Annotated in this window: 19 protein-coding genes; 7 read left to right on the top strand and 12 right to left on the bottom strand. The window is 53.3% G+C overall.

Annotation, left to right across the window (positions count from 1 at the left end; all coding sequences use genetic code 11):
• A partial coding sequence (locus tag V6D20_10750; protein HEY9816260.1) for a hypothetical protein occupies positions 1-598 on the top strand: 598 nt, incomplete at its 5' end.
• A gap of 411 nt (positions 599-1,009) precedes the next feature.
• Here V6D20_10750 and V6D20_10745 read toward each other — a convergent pair.
• The 5 genes from V6D20_10745 to V6D20_10725 form a co-directional block, all read right to left on the bottom strand.
• The gene (locus V6D20_10745; GenBank protein ID HEY9816259.1) at positions 1,010-1,921 is read right to left on the bottom strand and encodes an ABC transporter permease; all 912 of its coding nucleotides are present in this window, start codon (positions 1,919-1,921) and stop codon (positions 1,010-1,012) included.
• A gap of 46 nt (positions 1,922-1,967) precedes the next feature.
• Positions 1,968-3,809, bottom strand: coding sequence for a penicillin-binding protein 2 (locus tag V6D20_10740; GenBank protein HEY9816258.1), 1,842 nt, complete (start codon positions 3,807-3,809; stop codon positions 1,968-1,970).
• 7 nt (positions 3,810-3,816) lie between these two features.
• The gene (locus V6D20_10735; protein HEY9816257.1) at positions 3,817-4,368 is read right to left on the bottom strand and encodes a hypothetical protein; all 552 of its coding nucleotides are present in this window, start codon (positions 4,366-4,368) and stop codon (positions 3,817-3,819) included.
• Between the two features lie 344 nt (positions 4,369-4,712).
• The gene (gene dtd, locus V6D20_10730) at positions 4,713-5,177 is read right to left on the bottom strand and encodes a D-aminoacyl-tRNA deacylase (GenBank protein ID HEY9816256.1); all 465 of its coding nucleotides are present in this window, start codon (positions 5,175-5,177) and stop codon (positions 4,713-4,715) included.
• Positions 5,177-6,334: a GTP-binding protein gene (locus tag V6D20_10725; protein HEY9816255.1), complete on the bottom strand. Its 1,158-nt coding sequence runs from the start codon at positions 6,332-6,334 to the stop codon at positions 5,177-5,179. Before V6D20_10725 ends, dtd begins: the two co-directional genes overlap by 1 nt.
• 291 nt (positions 6,335-6,625) lie before the next feature.
• Between V6D20_10725 and cysS the strand changes: the two genes are divergently transcribed.
• Positions 6,626-8,104 carry a cysteine--tRNA ligase gene (gene cysS / locus V6D20_10720; GenBank protein HEY9816254.1) on the top strand — a complete coding sequence of 493 codons (1,479 nt, stop codon included), beginning with the start codon at positions 6,626-6,628 and terminating at the stop codon, positions 8,102-8,104.
• Between the two features lie 150 nt (positions 8,105-8,254).
• On the opposite strand, the gene V6D20_10715 is transcribed toward cysS, so the two are convergent.
• Complete coding sequence (locus tag V6D20_10715) at positions 8,255-10,546, bottom strand: PAS domain S-box protein (protein HEY9816253.1); 2,292 nt, start codon at positions 10,544-10,546, stop codon at positions 8,255-8,257.
• A 527-nt stretch (positions 10,547-11,073) separates the two neighbouring features.
• Here V6D20_10715 and V6D20_10710 point away from each other — a divergent pair.
• Positions 11,074-11,235, top strand: a complete 162-nt coding sequence (locus V6D20_10710) for a hypothetical protein (protein HEY9816252.1) — start codon at positions 11,074-11,076, stop codon at positions 11,233-11,235.
• A 740-nt stretch (positions 11,236-11,975) separates the two neighbouring features.
• Positions 11,976-12,968, top strand: coding sequence for a ribose-phosphate pyrophosphokinase (locus tag V6D20_10705; protein HEY9816251.1), 993 nt, complete (start codon positions 11,976-11,978; stop codon positions 12,966-12,968).
• A 216-nt stretch (positions 12,969-13,184) separates the two neighbouring features.
• Here V6D20_10705 and psaC read toward each other — a convergent pair whose 3' ends face one another.
• The 3 genes from psaC to V6D20_10690 form a co-directional block, all read right to left on the bottom strand.
• Positions 13,185-13,430, bottom strand: a complete 246-nt coding sequence (psaC, locus tag V6D20_10700; GenBank protein HEY9816250.1) for a photosystem I iron-sulfur center protein PsaC — start codon at positions 13,428-13,430, stop codon at positions 13,185-13,187.
• Positions 13,431-13,644: 214 nt separating this feature from the next.
• Complete coding sequence (locus V6D20_10695; GenBank protein ID HEY9816249.1) at positions 13,645-14,229, bottom strand: FKBP-type peptidyl-prolyl cis-trans isomerase; 585 nt, start codon at positions 14,227-14,229, stop codon at positions 13,645-13,647.
• A 74-nt stretch (positions 14,230-14,303) separates the two neighbouring features.
• On the bottom strand, positions 14,304-14,627 hold the full coding sequence (locus V6D20_10690) for a phasin family protein (protein HEY9816248.1): 324 nt from the start codon (positions 14,625-14,627) through the stop codon (positions 14,304-14,306).
• Between the two features lie 205 nt (positions 14,628-14,832).
• On the opposite strand from V6D20_10690, the gene V6D20_10685 reads away from it, so the two are divergent.
• Entirely contained in the window at positions 14,833-15,156 is a 324-nt protein-coding gene (locus V6D20_10685; GenBank protein HEY9816247.1) for a TIGR03792 family protein, read from the top strand.
• Positions 15,157-15,184: 28 nt separating this feature from the next.
• Here the strand turns inward: V6D20_10685 and V6D20_10680 are convergent, their stop codons facing one another.
• Together V6D20_10680 and V6D20_10675 are read right to left on the bottom strand one after the other, a co-directional pair.
• Positions 15,185-16,804: a serine hydrolase gene (locus V6D20_10680; GenBank protein HEY9816246.1), complete on the bottom strand. Its 1,620-nt coding sequence runs from the start codon at positions 16,802-16,804 to the stop codon at positions 15,185-15,187.
• A 112-nt stretch (positions 16,805-16,916) separates the two neighbouring features.
• On the bottom strand, positions 16,917-17,714 hold the full coding sequence (locus tag V6D20_10675) for an RNA methyltransferase (GenBank protein HEY9816245.1): 798 nt from the start codon (positions 17,712-17,714) through the stop codon (positions 16,917-16,919).
• Positions 17,715-18,137: 423 nt separating this feature from the next.
• Between V6D20_10675 and V6D20_10670 the strand changes: the two genes are divergently transcribed.
• Positions 18,138-19,052 (top strand): HEAT repeat domain-containing protein, encoded by a 915-nt coding sequence (locus V6D20_10670; protein HEY9816244.1) that lies wholly within the window; start codon positions 18,138-18,140, stop codon positions 19,050-19,052.
• A 37-nt stretch (positions 19,053-19,089) separates the two neighbouring features.
• Positions 19,090-20,040, top strand: coding sequence for an isoaspartyl peptidase/L-asparaginase (locus V6D20_10665; GenBank protein ID HEY9816243.1), 951 nt, complete (start codon positions 19,090-19,092; stop codon positions 20,038-20,040).
• 98 nt (positions 20,041-20,138) lie between these two features.
• Here V6D20_10665 and V6D20_10660 read toward each other — a convergent pair.
• A partial coding sequence (locus V6D20_10660) for an iron-containing alcohol dehydrogenase (GenBank protein ID HEY9816242.1) occupies positions 20,139-20,727 on the bottom strand: 589 nt, incomplete at its 5' end.

Below are 20,727 nucleotides of genomic sequence, written 5' to 3'. Positions count from 1 at the left end.
ATCTGCAGTCTTCCTGATCTACCCGATTGGACAAGGTTCCTTCTCCGACGGAATGCCCTTGGGTATTTCCGGTACGTTCAACTTCATGTTCGTGTTCCAAGCAGAGCACAACATCCTGATGCACCCCTTCCACATGTTGGGAGTAGCCGGTGTCTTCGGTGGTAGCTTGTTCTCCGCGATGCACGGTTCGTTGGTGACCTCCAGCCTGGTGCGTGAGACGACCGAGACCGAATCTCAGAACTACGGCTACAAGTTTGGTCAAGAAGAAGAGACCTACAACATCGTTGCGGCACACGGCTACTTCGGTCGTTTGATCTTCCAATACGCCAGCTTCAACAACTCCCGCGCCCTGCACTTCTTCTTGGGTGCATGGCCCGTGGTCGGCATCTGGTTCACCGCTCTGGGTATTAGCACCATGGCGTTCAACCTGAACGGTTTCAACTTCAACCAGTCTGTGATTGACTCTCAGGGTCGTGTCATCGGAACTTGGGCGGATGTCTTGAACCGCGCCAACCTGGGTATGGAAGTGATGCACGAGCGCAACGCTCACAACTTCCCGCTCGACTTGGCTGCTGTGGATGCACCTGAAATCGGTTAATCCATCGCTAAGCTAGTCTGACGAAGAGCGCCCCCTCGGGGGCGCTTTTTCATGCTTATTATCTTCACCACGCTCTGATTGACCGCAAGTTCGGCTGGGATACTCGCGATCGCCCTTGGTCTGATCGAAGGATAGAAGATGAGTCCACACGGCTCAGGACGAGTCATCTCCCGGTGAACATGAACATCCATAACCGTAGCGTGCTGTTAGGCGCAGCCGTAATGCACCTCTCGTAAGGCATGAAGCTTTGATAGCCTGGTCAGATGTTGTTATGTCCGGTAAACAATTCCTGTCTGAGACATTCTGCCTTCAATCCCCCGCTGATCCCCCGCAGGGAACACTTCTCGAAGCTTCGATCGCCTCCCAATGCCAAAGTCCTCCTGCCTCCTACCCAATGGGTAGACTTGCAGGTTAATGCAAGGCAAAGCGGCGTACGGCCAGCAAACTGCCCATTAGACCAACAGAACTGCCCAGAACCAACAAAATGAGCGGTAAGAGTAAAGCCTGCTGGGGCGCTAACTCCAATCCCGTAGACAAGAAGCGAATAAAGTCTGCCTGCTGACTGAGCAGTTGCCCTACAAACTCTCTCAGACCTAAGATCAGTCCCCAAGCGATCGCTGCCCCGACAATGCCGAAGGTAATGCCTTGGAGGATAAACGGTAGGTAAATCCAGGTGGTGGTCGCCCCGACGAGCTGCATCACTTCAATCTCGTGCCGCCGGGCCATGACAATCAGGCGAATTGTGGTGGTAATGACAGCGATCGCCGTCATACTCAGCACGGTGGTCATCCCAATACTGACCCAGTTTAATCCTTGGTTAAGCTGAGCAATTTGGTTGACGGCTTCATTAATATAAAGCACCTCATCGACCCCCTGCACTTGCTTGAGATAGTCCGCGACCCGTGGCACGTCTTCTGGTGATGCTACTTTCACCGTGAGCTCATCCACCAGTGGATTACCATTCAGTTGCTGCGTTGCACCCTGAATATCGGACAGCCCCAAGTCACGCACCAAGCTATCCCAAGCTTCTTCCTTTGATGTGGGGATCACAGACTTCACCCCAACAATATCCTGCAAGGAAGGGCCTAGCAGATCCGCTTGTACCCCTGTTTCTAGGTAAACCGAAACTTCTAACTGACTGCCAAACTGGTTGAGTAGAGCTTCGAGTTGCCACGATGACTGCAGACTAATGCCAAACAGAAAGAGTAAGACCGTCACCGTGCTGATGGCAGCCCAGTTCATCCAGCCGCCTCGCTTGAGGCCTAAGAGGGTTTCACGCAGCAAGTAATCGGACTTGTTGAGAAAACGAAAGAAGCTTTTCATGGCAAGACTCAATCAGGAACCTCATGGTGAAGAAACGACCCAGCAGCTAGGGCACGATGGCGCGATCGCGGCTCGGTGGAATTCCATCGATGGCAATCAATGCCTCCATCACCGATCGCACCACGGGGGCTGCGACGGTTGAACCAAAGGTATTCTCACCCTTGGGTTCATCAACTACTGCCAAGATCACGTAGCGCGGCTCATCGACCGGAAACGCAGCCACAAAGCTGGTGATTTTTGCATATTCTTCATATCCCCCCTGTTCACTGGCTTTTTGAGCCGTTCCGGTCTTGCCAGCAATACGATAGCCGGGAATCTGAGCTGCTTCACCTGTGCCGTCGGCTACGGCTACTTCCATCATCTCCATCACCGATCGGGTTGTGTCCGGGGAGAACACCTGTTGAGGCTCAGGACGATCCGGTTGCCACTGAAGCGTACCATCGGGTTCTGCTAGCCCTTGCACCACATGGGGCGTGACTAAGCGCCCCCCGTTGGCTAAGCTGGCATGGAGTTGGAGAAGCTGAAGGGGGGTTAAGGATAATCCTTGACCAAAAGCAGCGGTGGCTACTTCAACGCCTACAAAATCCTCCAGTTCTTTCAAAAAACCGGCTGCTTCAAAGTCTAAATCAATGCCCGTGGGTTGCCCGATGCCAAGGCGCTCTAGCCAGTTGTGGTACTGCGCTGAAGGCAACTTCCGCATGATATGCACCATGCCCACATTGCTGGAATATTTGATCACGTCAGTGATGCTGATGGCCCCTCGCCCGCCGACATAGCGATAGTCCACATTTTCGATCGTCCAGATGTCGATATTGATGCGCCCTTCATCGTAGACCATGTCATTAGGCTGAATGGCTCCTTCTTCGAGGGCGATCGCTATATTGATAGGCTTGAAGGTAGAACCAGGTTCATACACATCGGCGATCGCCCAATTACGCATGGTTTCAGGCTCAGCCTCGTAATAGCGATTGGGATCATAGGTCGGCTCCGTTACTAGGGCCATCATGGCTCCATCTCGCACATCCATCACCAAGATTGCGCCGCGCTTGGCGTCAAACTGCTGCATTTGGCGACGCAGGTTTTGCTGAGCGACGCGCTGCAGGTGGCTATTGAGGGTGAGCTGGAGACGGAGGTGATCGGGATGGAGCAGCGAGTCGGGTACCTGAGTTGGCAATAGGAGTCCATTGCCCGACCGGCTTACCTGCACCGGATCCAGGGATTGTTCTAAGAGTTCATCCTGGCTGAGCTCTAGGCCTGCCTGGGGCTCTTGATCAACATTGGCATAGCCAAGAATCGCTCCAAACAAATCTTGCTGGGGATAAAACCGCTGCTGGTAGGGCAAGAGCTCAAGACCGTTGATACCCTGATTTCGAATACGCCGGGCAAGATTCTCAGGCAGCGATCGCTCTAGGATTATCCCCGTTTCGGCACTCGTCAACAAAGCTACGATCTCACTGGGCGATCGCTCCAGAAGGGGCGATAAGGTCTGAGCAATCTCTTGCAGCTCTTGCTGAAACATGATGGGGTGGGCATAGAGCGCATACCGCGTCTGGTCAATGGCTAGGATGTTCCCGTTTTGATCGACAATTGATCGACGGTGGGCATAGGGATCAATGTCCATCACCTGCTGGGCGATCGCCCGTTGCTTGAGGGTGGGGCCGTCGAATACCTGTAAGCGGATGAGGTTAATGCCCAAGATGACGCAGCCTAGCACTAAGACGCCCCATACCACCAACAGACGGCGGGGGGTTGCTATGGAGGCTGTCGTCTGCGGTGATTGGGAGCGGGGCGATCGCGACCGGAGCCTGGATGGAGGAACTTGCCGAGCCTGGGAAGAGGGCTGTCCTCGGCGTGCCCGGCGACGAGCTAGGGACTTATCGATCGTCATAGGCGACTCAATACCCTAGGGGTGGACGGGTTGTGGGTGGCGGTGCCAAGGTTTTGGAGGGCTCATGGGCAGGGCGACCGTCGGCTGGAGCCATGAAGATTAATTGATCAGGATGGGGGACCTGGTACTCGGAACCCTGCTGGTCAATCGATTGGGCGGTTTGATATTTCAACATTTCTAGGGCAGCGGTCATCTGCTGCTGCTGCCGCTGCAGGGTTTCGAGCTGATGATAGGCCCGTCCCCAATTTTGTTGCACATACACCGTCCAACCGTAGACTCCCAAAACAGAGGCTACGAGTGTCAGCATGACCACAGCGGATCCCTGCTGAGCCAAGATCAATCCTCGCAGCCATAGGGGCAGCGATCGCTTCGGTAGCACCCGCACCGTTGCCGGATGAGCCGCTGGCGTTGGAGACGATGACTGAGATGAACCTGCAGATCGAGTCGGCCAAGATTCATGAAGCGATCGCACCCCGTTATCCTGACGCCCTCTCCTCTGCCGCCCCGCAGGCGATCGCCCGCCACGATCGTGATCCCTTGGCTTTAGCACAGCAGACATAGCTTACACTCCTTACACGTCACGCCAACACTTCACCGGTCATTAGGCAGATTCTGCTGGAAATTGCCCTTCGTCTCATTAGAAGATTGATGGTGAACTCCCCAGACATAGCCTATAACCATGATGAAGAGAGGGATGTTCTATCCTATCGAAATTGGGTCAAGTATAATCGCAATTCTGCGAATACGATCAGGGTATAGGCCCCGCAGTCTGTTCTGGATCAACCCATGCCTCAGTCTGATGAGCTAGCGCTATCTGACGTTGCTGAGAATAGTCGAATGATCCCGCAAAATTTTGCATTTCTAGCTAGAGATTCGTACACTGATTCAGCAACACCCGCTATCTTAGCCTGCTTCATAATCGATGGCATGACGTTCAAGCCACAAAGTCACGGGACCGTCGTTTTCGATCGACACCTGCATCATCGCGCCAAATTGCCCCGTTTCCACCCGTAGCCCGCTCTGACGGAGGCGATCGACAAACTGGTTATAGAGCACTTGGGCTTGTTCCGGTGGAGCTGCTTGATCGTAGGAAGGACGACGGCCTTTGCGACAATTGCCATAGAGGGTGAACTGGCTGACCACCAAAAGCTCACCGCCTAAGTCAAGTACTGAGCGATCGCCCTTAGCCGATTCGTCGCTAGGAAAGATGCGGAGGTCGAGACACTTGCGGGCCATCCAGTCTAATTCTGCCGGGGTGTCGCTGGGCGCAATGCCCACCAACAGGTTCAGACCTCGGCCAATCTGCCCCACCACATCACCGTCTACCCGCACTTGGGAGGCCGTGACCCGCTGCAGCAGCACCCGCATTAGCGACCAAATCCTTTTCCACGGGTTGCCGATGATGGGCAAAAACAGGCATTAATCTGCGATCGCAAGGTGTCGTGGTCGAGATCTTGACCAATCAGCACGAGTTGATTTTTAGGCGTTGTCGTCCACTCAGTATCATCAAGGGTAAAGCGGCGACCGCTGAGGTGGAAGACGTGGCGCTTGGGACTTTCGTCAAACCAGAGAATGCCCTTGGCCCGAAATACATTGCTAGGTAGCTCGTTATCGAGGAAATGCTGGAATTTTTTAATCGACATGGGGCGATCGCTTTGCACGGAGATGGAGGTAAATCCATCGATCGCTAGGTGATCGGAATGATGAGCATGGTGATCGTGAGCATGGTGCCCGTGATCATGGTGATCATGATCGTGATGGTCATGGCTGTCATGCTCACAATGTCCATGGTCATGATCACAGTTGCTGTGATCGGCGTGGTCGTGGCTGTGATCCTGGGCGGGTGCTTCGGGGTTAAAGTACTGGTCAGACTCAAAGAGCCCCACGCTGAGAATCAGGGGCAGAGGCACTTGAGCATTGCGAGTGCGCATGATCCGAGCATCAGGCTTCACGTCCCGAATCTTGACTTCTAGCAAATCTAGATCTGCGTCATCAACCAGATCGATTTTGTTGAGCAGCAAAATATCGGCATAGGCGATTTGGTTGTGGGCAGCTTGGCTGTTGAAGAGATCCAGGCTGTAGTTTTCCGAATCGACGACGGTAACGATCGAATCCAAACGGGTGAGGTCACGCAGTTCGGTGCCCAAAAAGGTGAGAGCGATCGGTAAAGGATCGGCTAATCCCGTGGTTTCCACCACCAAATAGTCAATGCGATCCTGCCGTTCGAGCACTCGATAGACTGCATCCATCAAATCATTGTTAATGGTGCAGCAGATGCAGCCGTTGCTCAGCTCCACCATGCTGTCATCACCCATGCCGGTGTTCACCAACAGGTCGTTATCGATGCCAATTTCGCCAAATTCGTTGACCAAAACAGCAGTTTTGAGACCTTCCTGATTGGTCAGGATGTGGTTGAGCAAGGTGGTTTTGCCACTGCCCAGGAATCCGGTAATGATGGTGACCGGTAAGCCTCGCTTGAGGTCATCCATGGACGATGCGGACGTTGGAGTGATGACTGAGGTCATAGCGTCGGAATAAAAACGTCAAGAAGGGTGAATTACAAACAATGGATGCAAGCATCTTCATGATGCCATGATCCAGGATGGAGCAACCATAGATCTCATCCGGGGGACTCATTGGGATCGTGATGGAAGCTGCTCCTATTATTGCCCATCTTTTCTGGATTCCCATCTGGATTCTAGGGGCGATCGCCCCCATCTGAACCGAACTGCAGCTTAGGCTGAGAATTGGCAACATTGCTCCACGAAGGTTCCCGATCGCCGTACACTGGTGGGTGAACCGACGATGCTGGATCCATGGCCTTAACGTTTTACAACAGTCTGACTCGCCGCAAAGAACCCTTTGAACCGCTGGAGCCGGGGCAGATCAAGATGTATTGCTGTGGGGTGACAGTGTACGACCATTGTCACTTAGGCCATGCTCGTTCCTATATCGTTTGGGATACGGTGCGGCGCTATCTCATGTGGTTGGGGTATCAGGTGAACTATGTGCAAAACTTCACCGATATTGATGACAAAATTCTTAACCGGGCCCGTCAAGAAAAAACGACCATGGAAGCGATCGCCCATCGCTATACCCAAAGCTATTTTGAAGACATGGCGCGGCTGAATATCCTCGAAGCCGATGACTATCCTCGCGCCACCCATACCCTAAATGGCATTCAGCGGCTCATTCATGAGTTAGAACAAAAGGGCTATGCCTATCCTACCCATGGGGATGTGTATTACCGGGTACGGCAGTTTGCCAACTACGGCAAGCTTTCTGGACGAAAGCTCGATGATATGCGGGCGGGGGCTAGCGGGCGGGTAACGGATAGTGATGAACCCATCAAAGAAGATCCCTTCGACTTTGCCCTTTGGAAGTCAGCCAAACCGGGAGAACCATCCTGGGATTCTCCTTGGGGTAGCGGCCGCCCAGGTTGGCACATTGAATGCTCGGCCATGGTGCGCGATCGCCTCGGTGACACCATCGATATTCATGTGGGCGGGGCAGATTTAGTCTTTCCCCACCACGAAAATGAAATCGCTCAATCGGAAGCCGTGACCGGTCATCCCCTAGCCCACTACTGGCTGCACAATGGCATGGTCAACGTAGGGGGCGAGAAGATGTCAAAGTCCCTCGGCAATTTCACCACTATTCGTCAGTTGCTAGATTCGCCCCAGGCACCCAATCCCATGGCGATCCGGCTGTTTGTTTTGCAGGCCCAATATCGCAAGCCGATTGACTTCACCGCCGAGGCCATCCAGGCGGCCCAAAATAGCTGGGAAACGCTCACCGATGGGCTGCTGTTTGGCTATGACTTTGGAGAAACTTTAGGCTGGGCCGATCGGGGCGATCGCTCCTTTGGTGATCCAGCAGCTATGCATATTGACCGTTCTAGTGACGCTGTGCAGCGCTTCCAGCAGGCCATGGACGATGACATCAACACCCCCGGTGGTTTGGCCGTAGTGTTTGAGCTGGCCAAGGAACTGCGGCGACAGGGCAATGTGATCCGGCATACCGGAAAGCCCGATGCAGCGGCGGACGAGTTGCGCAACCAGTGGCAAACCCTAGTCTGCCTGGCTCAGGTGCTGGGTCTTGAAGCCAAGCCGAAGGATGAGGATGCCAGCGCGGGTATCGACGATGCCGCAATTAGCCTGTTAATCCAGCAGCGGTTAGCCGCCAAGCAGGCAAAGAACTTTGCAGAGGCCGATCGCATTCGTGAGCAGTTGCAAACCCAAGGCATCACCCTAATTGATAAACCGGGTGGCGTGACCGATTGGATCCGCAGTTAAGTAGATGGACTCAATTTAATGAAGCTTGCCGGGTTTCGGCTCCGCTCAACCCTCTTCTCATCAGGATACGTCCTCCCGCTTAATCCCACAGAGTCTGTTACAACAGATTTTGTTAGGTTAGGGCAACCGCGATCGCTCCTGTTGTTTTGATTAAGACGGCGATCGCGGTTGGATCACAGGAATCTCAATGATAAACTCCGTTCCCTGATCGGGTTCCGACAGACAACGTAACTGACCGCTATGGCGATCGGTGATGATTTGATAGCAGATCGATAGCCCTAGTCCGGTGCCTTTGCCAGGCTCCTTAGTGGTGAAAAATGGATCGAAGATGCGATGGTGCAGATTGGAGGCAATGCCGGGGCCATTGTCGCGAATCTGAATTTGGATGAGATTTTCATGGATCTGCTGGGTGGCAATGTGGATGGTAGGCTCTACGCCAGGCAGCGATCGCATGTCATCTAGAGCATCAATAGCATTCGATAAAATATTCATAAAGACCTGGTTAAGAGGACCAGGAAAACATTCCACCCATGGCAATGGTCCGTAGTCTTTTTTGATAGTAATTCCAGATCGATTGACGGTGGACTTCAGCCGACTCTGTAAAATCATCAGCGTGCTTTCCATACCTTCATGAATATCTGCCCGTTTTAAGGCGGCTTCATCGAGGCGCGAGAAGTTACGCAAACTGCCAATAATTTGACGAATGCGCTCTGTCCCAACCTGCATAGAATCTAAGGTTTTTGGGAAATCTTCAATCAGGTAATCTAACTCTACTTGGGCGATCGCTGCCTGCACTGGGGCAACTGGCTCTGGATAGTGTAAACGATAGAGATTTAGTACCTCTATCATATCCGCTAGATATCGATGGGCATGAGTGAGGTTACCATAGATAAAATTCACGGGATTGTTGATCTCATGGGCTACCCCTGCCACAAGCTGCCCCAGACTAGACATTTTCTCACTTTGCACCAACTGCATCTGGGTACGTTTTAGCTCATTGAGGGTACATTCTAGCTGCTGAGCTTGAACCCGCAGAGCTGCTTCCGACTGCCGTAAGGCATATTCAGCATGTTTGCGCTGGGTAATATCGATTGCTAGAGAGGCAATACCCACAAGTCTGCCATGTTCGTCTACAAGGCGCACATCATGCCATTCACAAAGAATGTAGTCGCCCGACTTGGTAACGTTGGTATTTTCACTCTGGTAACTGGTGCCGCTATCCATCAGCGACAGCAGTACATCTTCCACAAACTGATGCTCGTTAGCGGGCACAATCAGGTCTTGAATCGATTGCCCCACGGCTTCGCTGGCACTATAGCCAAAGACACGCTCCGCCGCCCGGTTCCAGGCTGTAACCCGTAGTTGATGGTCAAGTTCTACAACAGCAATGGGGGTTTGTTCAAACAAGAGCGATCGCCGTTGTTCTGACCGACGCAGGGCAGCTTCTTTAGAAAAGCGATCGGCCATGGCTCGCTCTAGGGTCATCTCTTGTTCTGCAAGCTGCTGTTGCTGTTGCTGATAGAGCTCGGCCTGCTGGATGGCGATACCGACATGGGTGGCCAGTTGCTCCACTAAGTTCATTTCAATAGGTTGCCAAGCTCGGGCAGTTCGGCACTCATGGACGCAAATTAATCCCCAAAGAATGCCGTTGCAAATGATGGGAGCGACGAGATTCGCCTGCACCTGAAATTGCTTGAGAAAATCAACGTAGCAGGGCACGAGGTTGGCGTGCTGAACATTGTTCACCACATGGATGCGGCCGTGGCGATAGGGCTCAATATATTTTTCGGAAAAACAAGGATCGCGTAGAGACGTTCCTAATACGGAGGCACATTCGTCCACCACGGATTCCACCACAATGGTGCCGCTCCAGTCTGAGGCAAATTGATAGATCAAGACCCGATCTGTGTCTAAGAATTGCCGTACTTCTTTGACGGTGGTCTGTAAAATTTGCTGCAAGTCAAGAAGTTGATGAATTTGTGACGATAGTGAATGAATGATCTGCTCCTTTTGAACCTGGCGGGGCGATCGCCCTTGCGGCAAGGGACAAAAGGTCACCTCATCCGCCATCAACAAGAGACCGGCTGAATGACCCAAGGAAGTCGCTGAGCTCACTCCATCGACCCAAGCACGCGCTGTCCAGCATAGACCTCCCTGTGTGAAGCCAGGTTGATCGTCTTGCCATTGATAGGAACCATCCGTCTGACAGGTTGCCAAAATCTGCTCCCAGCGCTTTGCATGGTCTGGAAAATAATGCCCGTGGGAGTGGCCTACCCAATCAGATCTGACATCGCCGGCGATCGCTACAAGCCGCAGCCAATATTCATTGACCGCTAAATAGTTCATCTCAACATCTAGCAGGGCCGCCGCTGTAGGCAAGCTATTAAGCAACGTGGACAGCAGTGATGCCTGATCCGAAACCAGGGTTTGATGTGCAGACATAGCAACGTGGAGGAGTAATAGAAGAGCCCAGTACATCCCTGAGACGCAATCCGAGCACCATTGGATGAACTCAAGTAGCGTTCGATGGCAAACCTTAGAAGAGGCAAGGGGCGAACTTCCCTAGTGTTCCCAATAGAACACCCCAAGTGTATCAATGGCATTCTGATTAAACATCCGCCAAATGTGATACATCTCACAGCCTAGTTATAGTTTAGATCACATTTTTCTACCTGGATGGCTCACCCGTAGAGCACTCATCCGTCACAAGGTTGCTCTAGAAGAATCACCTAGAACCACCAGCAGGATCACGGGATCAACGGCAGGATCGCGACATACTGAATGCAGTCCAACCCTATGCACTCCCTCAGGGTCAGGAACCGCTACCCGTTGTGGGTAGCTGCTAGCAATGTTTGCGACCGTCCCTAGTGGTGACTTGACAACGGCCCCCTTGATACCAAAATTCAGCGATCGCTGAACTGGGACACCCATCCACTTCATAAGATCAAGACATCATGCCGGAGGATCGTATGTCATCAACTCAACAGCACCAAGTAGCTCTAGCCCATGCCGCCATGGAGCAAGCACTCTATTTTTTGGATCTTCATGCTCCTCAGCGAGCGATTCCCTATCTTGAATTTGCATCTCGACAATTCCGTGCTCTTGAGGGCACCCGCGAAAACCTACGGTGACGAACATCCAACAGAAATCGTCAGCTTCTTTGTTGATCCTGAGCTGATTGAGGGATGGGAGATAGGCTGAACTAGGATCCACCCAAACGATATCGGTCATCGCCCCAATGGATGAATGATGGGCTGAACTGGGATCCGCATGAACAGTATGGGTAATCATCACACTCACATTGGGTGAGAAAATTGAAGCGTGAGCCAGCATCAAATTTCTGCCCAGCACAAACCTATAGGCAGCCCTAAGATCGGTCATTCCTCTCACATTTACTTCGCCACGTTCAGCCAGTTGACGGAGTAAGAGCCTGTTGGATCCTAGCGATCGCACAGTATAATCTGTACCAGGTAACTGAGTTTAAACGCCAAGGTTACAAGCCAGTGACCCTCTGCTACCTCACTACCCCAGTTATTAATGCTGGACTACGCTCAACTCTAGCCTAACCAGCACCTCTAGGTTCCATGTATTTATAAAACGCTAAAGCTGTTCTTAAATAACCTCGTGAAAACCCTATTTTGTGCCATTCCTTAGGAATGGTAGGCTTGCATAGCCTAACCTCAAATGCCATCAGGACAGTCACTGTTCACTCTGGCACTCGTAAGCCTATCCACAGCCCATGCGGCTAGATACCCCAAGTATGGGACATGCCGCTGAGGTCTAACGCGGTGGGAGCGGCGATCGCTGACTGCGACCCTCCCTATCTCCAACGTACTGTCCTGCACTGACTCTGACACTTCGAGGGCTCATCGTGATTCACTCTGCTACTCTTCCCCTTCAGACCTCGTTGCACACCTTCTCTGAGAACAGCCGACTACGTCTGTTTGCTGGCTCATCGAATGTGCTGCTTGCCGAAGAAGTTGCCCGCTATCTGGGCATGGACTTAGGCCCAATGGTGAGAAAACAGTTTGCAGATGGCGAACTGTATGTCCAAATTCAGGAATCAATCCGAGGGTGTGATGTCTATCTGATCCAGCCCACCTGTCACCCGGTCAATGACCATTTGATGGAGCTGTTGATCATGATCGACGCCTGCCGTCGAGCATCGGCTCGGCAAATTACCGCCGTGATCCCCTACTACGGCTATGCCCGTGCTGACCGCAAAACCGCCGGACGGGAATCGATTACCGCTAAGCTTGTGGCTAACTTGATTACCAAAGCTGGAGCAGGGCGCATTTTGGCCATGGATCTACACTCTGCCCAAATCCAAGGCTACTTTGATATCCCCTTTGATCATGTCTATGGTTCTCCCGTGATCTTGGAGTATCTGGCTCGGAAAGATTTGTCAGATGTGGTGGTGGTCTCCCCAGATGTGGGTGGGGTTGCTCGGGCTCGGGCTTTTGCCAAGAAGCTTAACGATGCACCCCTAGCGATCGTTGATAAACGCCGCCAGGCTCATAACGTGGCTGAGGTGATGAATATCATTGGCGATGTAGCGGGCAAAACAGCCATTTTGGTAGACGACATGATTGACACCGCTGGCACCATTTGTGAAGCCGGTCGGATGTTGCGCCATGAAGGAGCTCGGCAGGTCTATGCCTGCGCAACCCATGCTGTGTTCTCTCCACCAGCAGTTCAACGGCTCTCCAGCGGTATTTTTGAAGAGGTGATTGTCACCAACACCATCCCAGTTTCTCCCGAGCGCTACTTCGAGCAGCTTACGGTGCTGTCGGTGGCTAATCTCTTGGGAGAGACGGTGTGGCGTATTCATGAAGATAGCTCGGTGAGCAGCATGTTCCGCTAGCGATCGCTTCCGATCTGGTCTCCAGGTGCTGTAGGTTTAGACACCGACTAGGTCATGGTTTCCATAGGCCAGGGTGGGCGATCGCTCATCCTGGTACGCTGTAAATTCACCCTTTCCTAAACAAAAAAAACGGGGACTGTGCCCCCGCTACCGTTATAGGTTGAGTGATAAAACCTCGAAACGGATGAAACATCCGCCCGAGTTAAGATGTACAAATTAGTAGGCCAGACCCATACTGCGGGTCGTTTCAGCGCCGAGGTAAACACGGATGCTCAAGAAATCAGTGGGGCAAGCCGTTTCACAACGCTTACAGCCTACACAGTCTTCCGTCCGTGGAGACGAAGCGATCTGCCCAGCTTTGCAGCCATCCCAGGGCACCATTTCAAGAACATCTAGAGGACACGCACGGACGCACTGCGTACACCCAATACAAGTGTCGTAGATCTTAACGGAATGCGACATTGATATACAGGCTCCAAACGATTGGCTGTTAACAGTCTGACCAGATCCATTCGTTGGAATACAATCTGGCTGACGTCGATGGTTTTACAATCGAGTTTCAGTGTACAGCAGGGCTCTAGGCGGGATCTGCAAAACCCTACAAAACTTCAAAGAATGTAATATCCTAGGGCGATTGCGCACGTTGTAATCGCCCTAGCTGATAGCGTTCTGCAGGCTAGCTAATTCGCAACAATTCCACATCAAAGATTAGGGTTGCATTGGGTGGAATGACGCCACCAGCACCACGGGCTCCATAGCCTAAGTCTGAGGGGATAATCAACTGCCGACGTCCACCAACCCGCATGGTGGAAAGGCCTTCATCCCAGCCGCGAATCACCTGACCGGTACCCAGACGAAACGAGAAAGGACGGTTGCGATCGCGAGAGCTATCAAACTGGGTGCCGTCTTCTAGGGTACCGACGTAGTGCACGACCACGGTTTGACCCGTCTGGGGAATAGCACCGGTGCCTTCCACAAGTTCAACGTACTGTAGACCAGATTCAGTGGTAACTAGGTTATCTGCCACAGGGGCGACCTCCGAGGGGGATTCTGCTGGATTCATCAAGTCACTAGCTTCAGTGCTAGGAGCAGCTTGGGCGATGGTAAGTTCAGCCTGGACGGATGGGCTGCTATCGGCAAGGGTCACCTCTGGTGTGGGAGATGGAGCAGCGATCGCATCCCCCGTTCCTCGAATCTGGGCCACCAAAAGCACGAGGCAGCAGGCCACGATGACTCCAAAGCTAATTAGTATCTCGCGCAAAAGAGTTTCCTCCGTTTTAAGTCTTCAATGCATGGTGAGGTTTAGCGGCGCAGTCCGTCCAACCTGATGAACGATCAACGCCAAAGCTTATTTTCTAGATCTCGAACTTGGCGCTCTAAGCGATCGAGGCGGCCGCGCAGTTCGTCCATCTCTGCCTGGCGAGGTACGCCCAAGTCTTGTAGAACATTGCGAAGCTGCCGCTCAAACTGAGCTTCGACATTGGTCTGCTCCGAGCGAAGCTGCTGCATGAGGTCATTGACAAAACTAGACGCCTGCTCGGGGTCTAGCTTACCGTCTTTTACCCATTGATTGCTGACATCTCGAAGCTTTTCAGCAACTAAGGACGTCGTCCCGATGCCGATCATTAAAAGCTGTTGAATCAGATTATTGTTGTCCATGCTAGAGTCCTCTCAACCAATCGTGCGCTCTGCTGATGTGATGAGATAGCCGTTAGCGATCGCTGGAGCGATGGCTGATCTATCCCACTTCATACTAGCCCTCGCCTCTATCCCTGTATCGAAGAATCCCAAATAATCCTGGTTCCTCTCCCCCTATTGCTATCGTACTATTGTCTAGTACATAGCAAGGATCAATCGCGTGAGCATGGAGATTGAATGGCTACGCTTCCGGGTCAACGATAGTGAACGAGAACGATTTGTGCAGCAAGATCATGCCATCTGGACGCGTACCCTAGCTCAGTATCCCGGTTTTTTGGGCAAAGACGTGTTGATCAACCCCAATGACGTCACTGAGGTGGTGACTATCATCCGCTGGAATAGCTTTGACGAATGGCAGGCGATTCCTGAGGCTGTGCTTACGGGAGTCGAGGCAGAGTTTTCCCAGGCGATGGGATCGACCTATGAGCTGCTCGAATCTCGCCACTATCAAGTACGGAAGTTTGCTCAAGAGCATTGCGGGTCAATCTAAGGTGTCTTCACATAATCCAATGAGAGGTCTAATTAGGATTTGGTTCAGTAGTAGACACTTGGGCATTGCCTCCTGAGGGCAGCGCTTGACCGCCCTGGGTCGCTTCGGTTTGGGAATCAAGATTGATGGTGGTCTGGGGCGATCGCGTTAGGTATTCATAGATTGCCCCATTGATCAATCGAATCAGCTCTTGGGCGCGACTATCGTTATGGGGACGGCTCATCATGACAGCAACACCATAGCGATTGCCACGGGGGGTATCCACCGTGCCCACATCTCCAACCATGGCACCAATATCACCGGTTTTGTGAGCAATGGTGGCGCTAGGGTCGTTGACCCCAGCAGGAATGAGGGTATCGGTGTAGGTGCGACGCATGATATCAAACAAGCGATCGCGCGATCGCAAGGATAGCAACTCGCCTCGGCTCAGGCGGGTCATGAGTTCTACCATTTCGTAGGGGGTGGTGGTGTTGGTTCCCGCTAGATCGGGTAACCAATCGCGCAAGATGGTATTTTCCAGCCCCCAGGATTGGAAGCGTTGGTTGAGCGTTTCTACGCCACCCATGCGACGAATCAGCATATTGGTGGCGGTATTGTCGCTAATCACAATCATCAGAGAGGCCGTTTCCAAGGCACTGTACTCTGAACCTACGCTGTGAAATTGTAGATCCCCGGATCCCTCAGCGACGTCTGCTTCGGTCAGCGTTAGCGTTTCCGTCATCTGAATGGTGCCAGCATCCACATCTTGAAAAAAGGCAACCAAGATAGGTATTTTAATGATGCTAGCGGCCGGAATGACTTGGCGTCCGTTGATATCTAGGTAGTTACCGGTATCGAAGTCTAAAACAAATACACCGGGAGTTAGGTCTGGGTAGGGGACAGCTAGGTCACGCACTTGCCGCTCTAAGTCCGTCATCGATTGACTGAGATCAAGGGGCACAAGGGTCGAGGCTAGATTCGTAGCTCCCAGATTGGAGCTCGATGTATTCGCCGGATCAGCCATGGCTGCTGGGGTATCTTGTCCCTCGGCGTAGTTCACCGTAGGGTTAAACACAGACAGTAGCGTGCCAACAATGGCACCAATGCCTACCACAAGGATCAACAGCCGCACGAGGTAAAGCAGGACAGGATTGGGCCGTCCTCGCCGTCGCACGGGGCGACCTGGTTGGGGCGATCGCCCTGGCCCAGTCGTTCGAGAAGCTGCTTGAGGAGCGGGCACCCGACGTTTGCGGTGCGGATCGTTACTGGATGGACGGTCTAGGGCGGTAGATCGGTGCGATCGCGGCGGCGCTGTCCGAGACGATGGTCGAGAATCTGAACGGGAGGATGGTTGAGAAGACGATGGACGAGGAGAGGCTGTCTGAGCAGAGGCTGATCCGCCTAATAAACGCCACAACAACCCCCTGGATCGTCGCTTGGGGGGCACGGGGCGGGGTGCGCGGCCATCAGGCATAGGACGAGCAGAGTCTGGCATCCGACGGGTTCCAGCAGGAGAAGCAGCTCGACGCTCCGATCTGGGATCTGAGGGATGCGGGCGACGTAGCGGCACCACCGTTCCCGATCCTGTTGCAGGGGCGGAGCGTTGCCCTGACGGCGGCGCGACCCGACGGCGGCGGGATGAACGGGATTGATGACCAGACTCCACCATGAATATCTCCTCGATCGCAGGGACTAGATAGCGCTATAGACAGGTTACAGGATTACCCATCCTTAGCGTTTCGCTCTCATAAGAATAAGGGGTGACGCTAGAAATGCGATCGCTAGTCTGACTTTTTTTCTGCAGATGGTGGGGCGGCAGATTGGGCGATCGCCCAGTGAACCTGTCGCAGGACGCCATGCAGCATGGAAACTTCGTGGCTGGATGGATAGGCACGGTTTAACAAGCGCCGCACTTTGGCCATGCGGCTTTCGGCGGTGTGGGGATAGAGATAGCCAATCCGCAACAGCAGATCTTCTAGGGTTTGGTAATAGCGTTCGAGGGCATCCAGGGAGGCAGCCGGTTCAGCGATCGCCTCCCTGGAACCCAGCGAGGTTTCCGGTGAGCCCGCTAGTTGATACAGCTCATAGCAACAGACCGCCACAGCTTGAGCCAAGTTTAAGGATCGGTAGCGATCGCTAGAGGGAATCTGCACCCATCGCTGGGCGTAATTCAGTTCGATATTACTCAGCCCTCGATCCTCAGGGCCAAAAATCAACGCTGACTGCACCGGTGGCATTTGATCTGCACCGTCTAGCAGCCAAGGCAGGGCCTGGCGAGGATGTTCTAAGCGGCTGGCATCGGTATAGTCGTCCCGCCCCGTGGTGGCGATCGCCCGCTGGCATCCCACCAAGGCTTCTGGCAACGTGGCAACCACCTGTAGTTGATCGAGCAGATCACAGGCATGAACCGCCATCCGCTGGGCATCCTCGCCCCGAACGTCACAATGGGGCTGCACCACCACCCACTGCGACAACCCCATATTCTTCATCACGCGGGCGATCGAGCCGATATTCAGCGCCCCCGATGGTTCCACCAGTACAAGACGGATCGCCGCTAAACGATCTTCTGGCTCTTTCATGGCAATTCTAGAGTCTCTGCGATGTTAGGATTTAGGGGAAGAACTAGCGCATGACCCTATCTAGGCATAGCCAGCTTAACGGTGGACAACGATATCTAGGCGATATCTAGCGTGAGGATCACAGCATTAGTCTCTTTCACCCTATCTCGATCTAGATCGCTGTACAACGCTGATGGGACGCAATCGTGCCAAGTCAGACCTCCCAACCAAAGTATGTCCAGTGTGCCAACGCCCCTTCACCTGGCGCAAGAAGTGGGCAGACTGTTGGGATGACGTGAAGTATTGTTCCGAACGCTGTCGCCGTCGGAGGTCTACTGTAGAGACGCCGCCGCCTGATAGCTAGACTGAGGAAAGGGTACCCAGGAACGCCTAGGGCTGGGCGATCGCGCCCAAATTCATTGCAACCGAACAAGGGAGAGATTGATGGGATTGATTCTCGGGATAATAATCGGGCTAGTGGTGGGAGCAGGGCTTGTCTATCTGTGGCTGAAGGCCCAGCTTGATCGCAAGACGAAGGAATTGCAGCAGAGCCACCGGGTGCTTGAGGAGGTGTCCCGCGAGCAGGAAGCCCGTCGCCAAGACCTAGTGCGATCGCTGCAAGCCGACTATCAAAAGCAGTTGGATGCCCAGACGCAAACGCTCACCCAAAGCCATCAAGCCAAGGTGAATGCCCTCGCGGTTGAATCCCAAAAACAGCGAGATGACCAGATTCAAGCACTCACCCAGGCCCACGACGCCAAGGTGAGGTCTTTAGAAGCAGAAATCGCCCACCTCACGGCTCAACTTGAGGTCACATTGCCGGCCCCTCCAACAACACTAGCGCCGCCTGAGGCACCTCCTGAAGCGATCGCCAACGGTGATAATGGTGATAGTCCGCCACCGGAGCTAGCTAACCCGCCGGTAGACAGGGTGCCAACAACGCCTCCTGTTTCCCCAGCGGTCGATCTGCAACAGCGGCTCGTGGCCCTGGGTCAGTCGGGACAGCTTGCCAACAGTTCCTCGATCGCCTGCCATGCTAGTTCACCGGATCCTGCTATTCGTGAGCAAGTGGCGGTATCTCTAGGGCAATTGGTGGCCTCGCGCATGGTGGGCACCGATGTTCGCCGCATCATTCCTGTGCTAGACCGGCTCAGTCGCGATGCTAGGTTTCAAGTGCGCTGTGCTGCGGTTGAATCACTGGGGCAAATTCGCTCAGAACAGGTAATTCCTATTTTGGAGCGATCGCGTCGGGATGCCCATCCTCAAGTGGTCAAAGCTGCAAGCTGGGCGATCGCGAAATTCAAATTCTTCCGTCAAACTCCTCCTCCGTCTCCCCCACCCGCTCCCGACCAACCCTAAGTCAACCCATCAGCGTATCTAATTAACGTATCTATCTATGTCAAACCATCCGGTGCAGCCCAAACTGATTATCCATGGCGGAGCGGGCAGTTCTCTTAAGGGAAAGGGCGGCGCTGAAGCTGTCCGTAAATCCCTCTATCACATCGTTGAAACCGTTTATGACCAGTTGCTGCGAGGAAGCAGCGCCAAGGACGCCGTGATCCTAGGCTGTCAACTTTTAGAAGATGAACCACGGTTTAATGCTGGTACTGGCTCGGTGCTGCAGTCAGATGGGCAGGTAAGAATGAGTGCTTCCTTGATGGATGGGACAAGCCAGCGCTTTAGCGGCGTCATCAACGTTTCGCGACTAAAAAATCCAATTTACCTGGCCCAATTTTTGCAAGATTCTGCCGATCGCGTTCTTTCTGACTATGGCGCTGCTCAACTGTTGCGGGAGCTGAATATTCCTACCCATGATCCGCTCACCGATCTGCGTCTGCAGGAATGGATTCAGGAACGAGCAGGTAACTTTAATAGAGATATGGCTGGGGTGATTGCCGAAGCAGAGCTCTCTGATTCCGCTGGACGAGGCACCATCGGTGTGGTTGCTCTTGACCAAGAGGGCCATGTTGCAGCAGGTACCTCTACGGGTGGCAAAGGCTTTGAGCGCATTGGTCGGGTGAGCGATTCGGCTATGCCTGCGGGCAACTATGCCAATGCCTGGGCTGGCATTAGCTGCACGGGGATTGGCGAAGATATTATTGACGAATGTTTAGCGGCGCGCATTGTGGTGCGGGTCACCGACGGGGCGTCTCTAGAGGATGCGTTCCACCGCTCGTTTATGGAATCCCAACAGCATCAGCGTGACCTCGGTGCCATTGGTGTGGCCCAATCGGGGGCGATCGCTTGGGGGAAAACCAGCGAAATTCTGCTGGCGGCCTACCATAACGGCGATGCGATCGGCGATACCCTAGAGTTGCCCGAGGGGATGCAGACGGGTAGCTGTTGATAGAGCCTTGCGGTCATAGAATAGGCGATCGCTCCTTGAGTAACATAGGGAGCGATCGCCGGTTAACCAGGTTTAGACTTTAGGCTAGGAGATTGAGATTAGGAGGTGGCGATCGCCACTCCTGGCTGGAGATCGGGGGCTCCATCAGCCATCTCGGTTGCATAGGCAGGGGTCACGTCTTTGTTATACAAGACCGAGTCTAGACGGCAGCCTTTATACGCAAGGACGTAGAGTTCCTTCATATCCCGAATCAGGGGATAGCGAGGGTTGGCCCCTGTACATTGGTCATCGAAGGCCTGGTCGGCCATCTCTTCAAGCTGCTCATAGAAAGCCTGCTCGTCCTCAGATAAGACCTCCTTAATGGTCATGGGCATATCGAGCTCTTTCTTCAGGTTCTCGATAGCATTGATCAGCAATTCAACTTTTTCATCCTCGGTGGTGCCTCCTAGTTGCAGATGATCGGCAATGCGGGCATAGCGCCACTTAGCGTTAGGGTATTTGTATTGAGGAAAGATTGCTTGTTTGAAGGGAACGTCAGTGGAGTTATAGCGGATCACGTGGGAGATCATCAGGGCATTGGCTAAGCCATGGGGTACATGGAAGGTCGAGCCAAGCTTGTGGGCAAGGGAGTGGCAGACGCCTAGAAAGGCGTTGGCAAAGGCCATGCCGGCCATGGTGGCTGCATAA

Source organism: Candidatus Obscuribacterales bacterium (genome assembly GCA_036703605.1).
Taxonomy (GTDB): Bacteria; Cyanobacteriota; Cyanobacteriia; order RECH01; family RECH01; genus RECH01.
The sequence above is the reverse complement of the archived record's forward strand: the minus strand, read 5'-3'. Positions and strand labels throughout refer to the sequence as shown.